Genomic DNA, 8,106 nt, shown 5'->3' on the forward strand with positions numbered 1-8,106 from the left:
TCCGCGCGACTCGACTTACACAGGAGGGCCCGAAGCATTGCGGGGCAAGGCCGCCGGCGCCCGCGGGCATTGGCCCTTACGCTTCGCAGGCGTTCGCCCTCGCACCCCACCGCATCCGTGGTGGTGCGCCGGTCAGCCGTCGCTTGCGGGACGGAAGTCGCCATCCACCGATCCTGCGAGACGTTGCGAAACCGATGGTGTCGAAGCCAGCAGTATCAGACCGATGATCTAGCCCGCCATTGCTCAGGCTCACATTCTGGCGCTTCATGAAGCCGCGAAATGCTCGTATGGGTTATCGATCATGGTCAAGTGCTCCGGCTTGCTCTGGTCGAATTCAATAATTCGTGGCACGAGCAGACGGGCATAGCGCGTGAAGGCGCTGGTGGGGGGAAAGCGGATCACTGTAGCGCATCGCGCAAGAAGATACATGTCGATGAGAGCGGAAGCTCCACCTTCAATTCCCATTTCCGCACTATGCAACGGCCCTGCCCGATCGGCCTGGAAACGTTTTGGTACGGCGAAGACATCGGGAAACAGATCCGATAGTCGATCGAGCACCTGTGCACTGTCCGTGCACAGGAAGACCTTTACAGGCTTTGGATATGGCAAAGCCTTGGCTTTACGGATTGCCATGCAGACCTGACGAAGGGCGAGCTCCGAATCGGCCCAGTACGGCGCATGCTCCATGATATCTTCGCCATTGCCGTGCCGAACATGAACGCCAATGATGCTATGGCCGTTAAAGTGTTCCTCATACAAGGCGTCGATCCGCGCTTGAATCTCAGACCTGAGCTTGATGTTCCGAAAGATCAGTCGTTCGGCTTCCTCGCCACAACGCCACATCAGGCAGGCGTCACAGACAATGGTGTTGGCTTCGTTATCTTCTCTTGCCTGGAACAGCTCGGTCAGTTCGTCACGTTCTTTGAAGATCTGCTCATCCGGACGATTGATGCAGTCGATCGATGGCCTATTCCACCACCGCGGGAAGAACGGTCCGGGAAACGAGATCTGGTTGACCCGGTCATCGCAAATCACCGGTACCCCAGCGATGTCCTCAAGCGGCTCGAAGAACACCGGAAAGGCGTTGCTGAACGGTTGGTCGATGTAGCAGGAACCGCGCCAGTCAACGACGAGCGTCCGCCCGGTGCGCTGCGCGTACGACCAGGCTGACGCCAGCGACCAGAGGCAGTCACCAAAGCCGGTACGCCTCCGAGAAATAACAAAGCGTTCCTTCGTCAAGTTATCAAACCCTTCTCGTTGCGTAAGATTAGTTTTGTGTGGCGCACCTACTCTTGCGATTCCGATCCACGCCAATGGACGGCTGGTCACCTGGACGCAAGGCGATCAACCCGCAAGCCCTCCTCCACGGCACCGCGATTGGCAGGTCATGCAAGAGGCGTCCAAGGAGCCCTCTTCCGCATTGCCCACCTTTTACGACCGCGCAGTCTGTGACGGATGCAGCCGAATACGGCGCAGATCCCAGAGCCCGCGCAGTTCGTTCACGAGAGCTTCTCGCCTAGTCCTGTCAGAGGTGACCCTGGCGAGAAGATCGGCAAGAACAGCTTCCTTCTCAATTTGCATCAGCATGTCGAACAGGTCATGCGAGACGCGCACGCTGTCCTGGCTGGAGTGACCCATGCGGATCTCGCAGACTGTCTCCTGGCGTTCTCGGCCCGCATGAGCGCGAACCCGGTAAAGAGATACATGGGGCGGCAGTGATACGGCGAGTGCAGTCCAGCTTTCGAGCGTTGTTGCCCGCTTCTTGACGAGGAATGACCCGACTACAAGACCATCCAGCTCGGTCGATAAAAACGCCGTAATCGCATCGGCAACGGAATCTACGATCGGTTCGGCATTGTTGTTGAAGGACGTATTAAGCAGAATCGGGACGCCTGTCCGGCTCTTGAACGCATTGATGAGTTCCCAATAGGCGGCATTGTTCGTGCGGGAAACCGTCTGCAGCCGAGCCGTACCATCGATATGCGTGATCGCGCCTAGCAAAGCACGCTTGGATTCGCGCACGCGAACGACGAAATTCATGAAGGGATATTCTGCGCGACCATCCGGCAACTCAAAGAACGCGCCCGCATCCTCCTCCAGAACCGATGGCGCAAATGGTCGATAACTCTCGCGCTTCTTGACCATCGCATTGATCCGGTCCTTGTTCGCCGCGGGCCTCGGGTCGGCAAGAATACTGCGGTTGCCGAGCGCACGAGGGCCGAACTCCGATTGGCCCTGTACCCACCCGATCACGGCGCCATCAGCCATCCACTCGGCTGCTCTGGTTGCGACGTCAGCAGTCCGTTCAATCTCGAGGTGTCCGGCCCATCCCTTCAGCTCCTGTTCGATGCTGTCGTCGCTGCCGACATCTGGCCCCCAATAAACCGCCTGTAGTCGCTCGCGGGGCGCAGGCTGCCCGGCCTCGTTCGACACCATCAGTGCCGCGCCCAATGCGCATCCGGCGTCATGCGCAGCCGGCTGCACGAAGATGTCTTCGAACAGGCCTGAATACAGGAGTTTTCCGTTCAGCGTGCAGTTGTGAGCCACCCCGCCAGCCAGGCACAACCGTTTCATTCCAGTCGACTCACGGTAATGCCGAAGAATGTGAAACACGATCCGCTCCAGCGCCTCCTGCAACGATGCGCTCACATCTCGATGCTGTTGCGTGAACGGCATTCCCTTTCGCCGGACCTCAATATTGCGCAGCAATGCCGGACCGATACGGTCGAGGTGAACGCGGTAGCCACCGTTTGCGGAGAGCTCATAGAATTGGGAAAAGAGCTCGCGATAGCGTGCGGGATCTCCGTAAGGAGCCAGCCCCATAACCTTATACTCGTCGAACAGGCCGTAGCCGAGATATCGGATCGTCTCCAGATAGAACAGTCCGAGAGAGTTATTCTCTGGAAAGGTCATAAGCTCGGTCATTTCGGTGCCCGACCCGACCGCCAACAGACCCGACAGGAAGTCGCCACAACCGTCGATCGCGAGGACCAGGCTTTCTTCAAAACCCGACATCGCCAGAGCGCTCACGGCGTGGGCCTGATGGTGGCCTACGAATGACACCCGCGAAGGATCAACTTGGGTACCGAACTCCGTGGCTAGAAGATGCCGTAACAGCAGATTGGCATCTAGCGGAATTGAGATTTCCGGTTGTGAGATGAACAACCGTTCGAGCATCGCATTGCAATAGGCTTCAGTAGCGTAGAACGCAATACGATCGACGTCGCGAAGCTCCACACCCGCGGCTGCAAGACAGTATTCAATCGCACTGCTCGGGAGCTTGTTTGAATGTTTGATCCGGTTGAGGCGCTCCTCTTCCACGGCAGCGAGCACGCGCCCGTCCTTGACAAGTACCGCGGCGCCGTCGTGCAGAAACGTGTTCGGTAGTCCGAGGGGGTTTTCATAGACCCTGTCGAGGCCGCCACTCAATCCTAGACACAGCATCTTGTTCTCCGTTAATCCTGAGAGGCCTGTTGGCCTATTTCGTATCGCTTGCTTTGGGAGTAGGCCGCACGTCGTCGCGGGGCCGATCAGGCATCGCTAGCGTGACGAGACTCACATAAGCGTCGCACGCATCGGCAGTTCGTTACGCCCGATATCGCATCTCGCACACGCGATGCTTCGCTTTAGGTCTTGTTCCTCTCACCGCATCAGGCGCTGCCGAAGCAGCACGGCCGATACGAGGAAGGGAAATGCCGCGTAGATGCAAAGTGCGCCCACATGCAATCCGACGCTGTCGACCGGCCGACCGAGCATTGCCGGACGAATGAGATCGACCGAATGAGTCAGCGGCAATAAGGCCGCGATGCGTTGAAATGAACCGGGCAACTGGCTCATTGGGAAGATCGCCCCGCTCAAATACATCATGGGCGTGAGAATAAGCGACTGGTAGAAGATGAAATAGTCGTGGCTTGGTGCAAGGGCTGAAACGACCATTGCGAGGCTCGCGAAAGTAACGCCAGTGAGGGCGATGGCTGGTAACGCATAGGGGATGGATGACCACTCTGCGTAACCCAACGCGACGGCGACAATCGTGATCGCTGTCCCGGCGAGCAAGGCCTTGCTCGCTGCCCATGCCACTTCACCGAGAACAATGTCGCCGAGCGTAAGGGGCGTACAGAGCACTGCCTCCCACGTGCAATTTGTCTGCATGCGAGCGTAAGCCGCATAGATCGTTTCGAAGGTTGCGGAGACCATCGCGCTTGTGGCGACCATGCCAGCCGCCAGAAACGAGATGTATGAGGTCCCCTCAACACCACCTATGATCATTCCAAGGCCAAACCCGAGACCGAACAGAGAGCTCATCGGCTCGGCCAGATTCCCAAGAATCGATGCCAGAGCGACTTTCCGCCAGACCAAAAAATTGCGGCGCCATACCGCGATCCAGTTCCATGGATTAGCAGGGAGCGCCGGCGCAAAACGTTGCCACATCGTTCAGTCCTTTATCTCTCGCCCGGTTAGCCGCAAGAAGACATCCTCCAGATTTGGAGGACGCTGCAGAAAGCGGAGATTCGTGCGGTTGGCAAGCCGGAGGCGCACCTGCTCTGGATCCGTGACATAGCAGAAGAGCGTCTCCCCGCTCACCTCAGCGCGCTGCACTTGGGGTCTGACCAGCGGCAGCAGTTCATGCGGATTACCGCCGTAAATCTCGATCACTTGGCAGCCGATCTGCTGCTCGATGAGCGCGTGAGGCTGACCTTCGGCGATCTTACGGCCGTGCTCAAGCACGCACAGGCGGTCGCACAATCGCTCCGCCTCTTCCATGAAGTGGGTGGTGAGAAGGATCGTTTTGCCCCGCGCTAATAGCGAGCGCAAGCGTTCCCAGATCAGGTGACGGCCGTGCGGATCAAGGCCGGTCGTCGGCTCATCAAGCACCAAGAGCTGCGGGTCGTTAATGAGGGCCCGTGCCAAGGTCAGGCGTCGCCTCATGCCGCCGGACAGTTCGGAGACGCGGGCATCCGCCTTGTTCTCCAGGCGCGCGAATTCGAGCAGTGACGGCGTGACCGCTTTCACCTCAGCCGCGCTCATCGCGAAGTAGCGCCCGAAAACGAGCAAGTTTTCGCGCACCGTGAGCTGAAGATCAAGGTTATCGAACTGTGGGACAACCCCGATCCCCCGGCGCGCCAAGCGCGCCCTTGCCGGCACTGGCTCGCCGAGCACGCATATCTTACCTGCGTCGGGCGATGCAACGCCCAGGATCAAACGCGCAAGCGTGCTTTTACCCGCGCCATTTGGTCCCAGCAGACCGAAGCACTCTCCCGGCGAGACCGTAAACGAAAGAGCGTCCACGACGACCCTGTCGTCATAGAACTTGCTCACCTGGAAAAGGTCGACTGCCGCGGTTGACATTTGCTTACGCTATCGCGACGGACGTTGTTCGCGCCGCTTCCTCGCTTGCGCGTTTTTTTGTCCAAAGCAGCCCGTCACACCATACGTGATCGACGCGTCCCCACTGGCACGCGGCGGCAGCATCCGGGAAAAAGCCGCGTCCATGCAGATTGGCGCTGGTATTGCAAAGCAGCGGAATGCCTGTGAGCTTCTCGTATTCGACGAGAAGCTCGGCCACTTTATGCTGAGAGGTTCTGGAAACGGTCTGTAGACGAGCAGATCCGTCGAGATGTACGACGGCGGGAATTTTGTCCCGCCATTCCGGTCGCGTCTGGTGATCGAACAGCATGTACGGATCGGGTATTCCAGGGCTAAAAATCTCCGCCGCACGATCCTCCAGGCATATCGGCGCTACCGGCCTGAAATGCTCGCGAAGTTTGATGTCGTTGAGATGATCTTTCATTCCTTCCCAGCTCGCAGCCGCGAGAATGCTTCTGCCACCCAAGGCTCGTGGTCCGAGCTCGGCACGCCCGGCAAGGAAGACCACTGGCTTGTCGCAAGCGAGGATTGCCGCAAGTTCGCCCATAGTGCAGGGCGCGCCCTCCCATTCGGGCGGGACTTCGCTGGGACGCACGGCCGGTCCACTGTAGACCGACCATTCCAGAGCTCTAAAGCCTTGCTGTGCCGCCAGCGCAGAGCAAGCAGCACCAATGGCTGAGCCGCTGTCGTTCGGAAAGGGCGGCACCCACACGACATCGAATAGGCCGGTCGCACGAAATGCACTATTCCACTTAATATTCAGGCCACAGCCGCCGGCTATGCAGAGGTTACGCGCCCCCGCAAGATCCGAATGCCGCTCCACAACATCAGCAATGGTGCGAACCAGCAGACGCTCTAGAAAAACGTGAAATGACGCAAGGACGTCTTCGGCTTGCTTTTCCTTCAATCGCATTGCGCACGCATCGAAGAAGTCGTGCAGAGCTTCAAGCGGCGCTTGTGAGCTGTTGATCTCTCCAAGCTCAGGACAAGCGCCCTCAGCATCCGTGGCAAAGTGCGCCTCATAAAGTTCATGAAACGTCTTAATACTGTCCTCGTCGGGCGATCCCAGCGCGATATAGGCCATCAGCTTGCCGGCAATACCGAGATCCCAGCTGGTGCGGTCTGCCCGCCTGTAAGGTCCAAAGTGATGTCCTGCCGTCGCATAGGCGTGACCTATCATCGGAAACAGGCACTCGATGAACCGGATGCCATGGGGCTCGACATAGTAGAGGCGTGGAAACATGCAGCCGTCCCACACCAAGCAGAAAGCAGATTGCGCGGATTTGGCAAACGAGCTGGCGCAATATGCGGATGCTACGTGCCCGGTGACATGGGGATAGCTTTGATAGGGATATAGCTTCCCATCAAGCATGAGGCCGATGCCATCGCGGGACGTCAGGGGGCTATCGCCTAGCCGTTCGACATACGGCGCGCCCTTGAGCTTGATGGTCGTCGTCCCACTAAGGACTTCAAACTGCGACTCGAACTCTCCATCCCAGCCATCAATAACGAACTGATCAACATCGCTCGGATGCAACCCGTGCTCCGCCAAGGCGCTAACAACGGCATCCAGGTTGTCGATGGTTTGATAACGCGGATTGTTGTTCAGCTTCTCCTGTTCGACACAAAACACCACCCGGCCGTGCTCGATCAGAGCGACTGCCCCGTCATGCGTCAGCTTGATACCGCAGATACGCATAGTGGCTCCTTTCAAGCTCGGCCGTTAGGACGGATCGAAGATCGCTCCGGATTGCGAAAGCGGACCAACAAGCAGTCTTCGTCAGCCGACTGCCCCTGGCACTGCACGCGTTCGACCTCGATGAGCGCTTCAGTCAACATCGTGATGACTGTCTCGGCGCCAGCGACATGCCCCCATCGCCTGCAGGTGGCATCACGTGCAGATCCGAAGACCAGATGCCCACCTGGAGCAAGCATCTTCACTATTTTGTCGATTGCGGTACGCATCCGTGTCATGTCTTCGAGATAGTAGAGAACTTCGGCGACCACGATCAGATCGAACAGCTCTTCGGTCGAGAACTGCAGAATATCGCTCGCCGCCCAGCTGATATGCGACCACCTCTTGGTCCGCTGGACCGCTCGACCGATCGCTCGCGGCATAACATCGATGACCGTGAGCCGTTTGCAGTGAGGAGCAAGCTTCTCTGTGAATGCACCGGCCGCGCACCCGATCTCGAGCCCGGTTGAGACGGCGCCGTTCGACAGCGATAGCCGTAGCAATTGGGTGTGACGCTCACGTTCGAACGGATTGTCGTCAAGCCGCCACGGGTCATCGTTAGTCAGCTCCCGTTGCAACGATTGATGTGTCTTGTCCACGCTCACCGCTAAATGCCCCTATAAAGCTGTCAGTCAGTCTCGGCCGCAATGCCATCAGACGCGGTCAGCTGCGAGGGAGCGCGCGAAAGACCGGCCCCGCGAATTGAGCCAGGCGCTCCCGATACCGGGTTAAGGCTTGGTCCAGTTGTCGCGTCTTCGATCGAGGCCTTCGATTCGTCAACGTGTGATGATTTCGCTACTTTGCGCGAGAGCCAGTCGCTGTTGCTCAAGGTACAGAGCGCATAGGCTTTCATCGGGAGCAGGAGGAAGATGTTGATCGGGGTGTGGAGCGAGAAGCCGATAAATCGAAGCTCGCCGGCACGAAGGGCCGCCACGCCGCATCGAATCATGGTCATCGCGACGATGGTCAGACCGGTCCACCAGGGCACGGTGCCGGTGAGCGCG

At 58.5% G+C, this 8,106-nt stretch carries 6 protein-coding genes and 1 pseudogene; all 7 read right to left on the reverse strand.

The features are described from left to right. Positions 1-264 precede the first annotated feature (264 nt). On the reverse strand, positions 265-1,239 hold the full coding sequence (locus tag IVB01_RS04830) for a nodulation protein NodZ (RefSeq protein ID WP_247414818.1): 975 nt from the start codon (positions 1,237-1,239) through the stop codon (positions 265-267). 192 nt (positions 1,240-1,431) lie between these two features. Then, the gene (locus IVB01_RS04835; protein WP_247494279.1) at positions 1,432-3,444 is read right to left on the reverse strand and encodes a carbamoyltransferase; all 2,013 of its coding nucleotides are present in this window, start codon (positions 3,442-3,444) and stop codon (positions 1,432-1,434) included. 198 nt (positions 3,445-3,642) lie between these two features. Beyond that, positions 3,643-4,431, reverse strand: a complete 789-nt coding sequence (locus tag IVB01_RS04840; protein ID WP_247494280.1) for an ABC transporter permease — start codon at positions 4,429-4,431, stop codon at positions 3,643-3,645. A gap of 3 nt (positions 4,432-4,434) precedes the next feature. Beyond that, positions 4,435-5,349 carry a nodulation factor ABC transporter ATP-binding protein NodI gene (gene nodI / locus IVB01_RS04845; protein ID WP_247494281.1) on the reverse strand — a complete coding sequence of 305 codons (915 nt, stop codon included), beginning with the start codon at positions 5,347-5,349 and terminating at the stop codon, positions 4,435-4,437. A 4-nt stretch (positions 5,350-5,353) separates the two neighbouring features. Then, entirely contained in the window at positions 5,354-7,066 is a 1,713-nt protein-coding gene (gene nodU / locus IVB01_RS04850) for a nodulation protein NodU (protein ID WP_247494282.1), read from the reverse strand. Between the two features lie 11 nt (positions 7,067-7,077). Continuing rightward, positions 7,078-7,707 (reverse strand): nodulation methyltransferase NodS, encoded by a 630-nt coding sequence (gene nodS / locus IVB01_RS04855; protein ID WP_247281312.1) that lies wholly within the window; start codon positions 7,705-7,707, stop codon positions 7,078-7,080. Between the two features lie 23 nt (positions 7,708-7,730). Next, a pseudogene (locus IVB01_RS04860) lies at positions 7,731-8,106 on the reverse strand (chitooligosaccharide synthase NodC); the annotation flags it as partial.

The sequence above is a fragment of the Bradyrhizobium sp. 164 genome, assembly GCF_023073715.1.
In the GTDB taxonomy this organism is placed as follows: domain Bacteria; phylum Pseudomonadota; class Alphaproteobacteria; order Rhizobiales; family Xanthobacteraceae; genus Bradyrhizobium.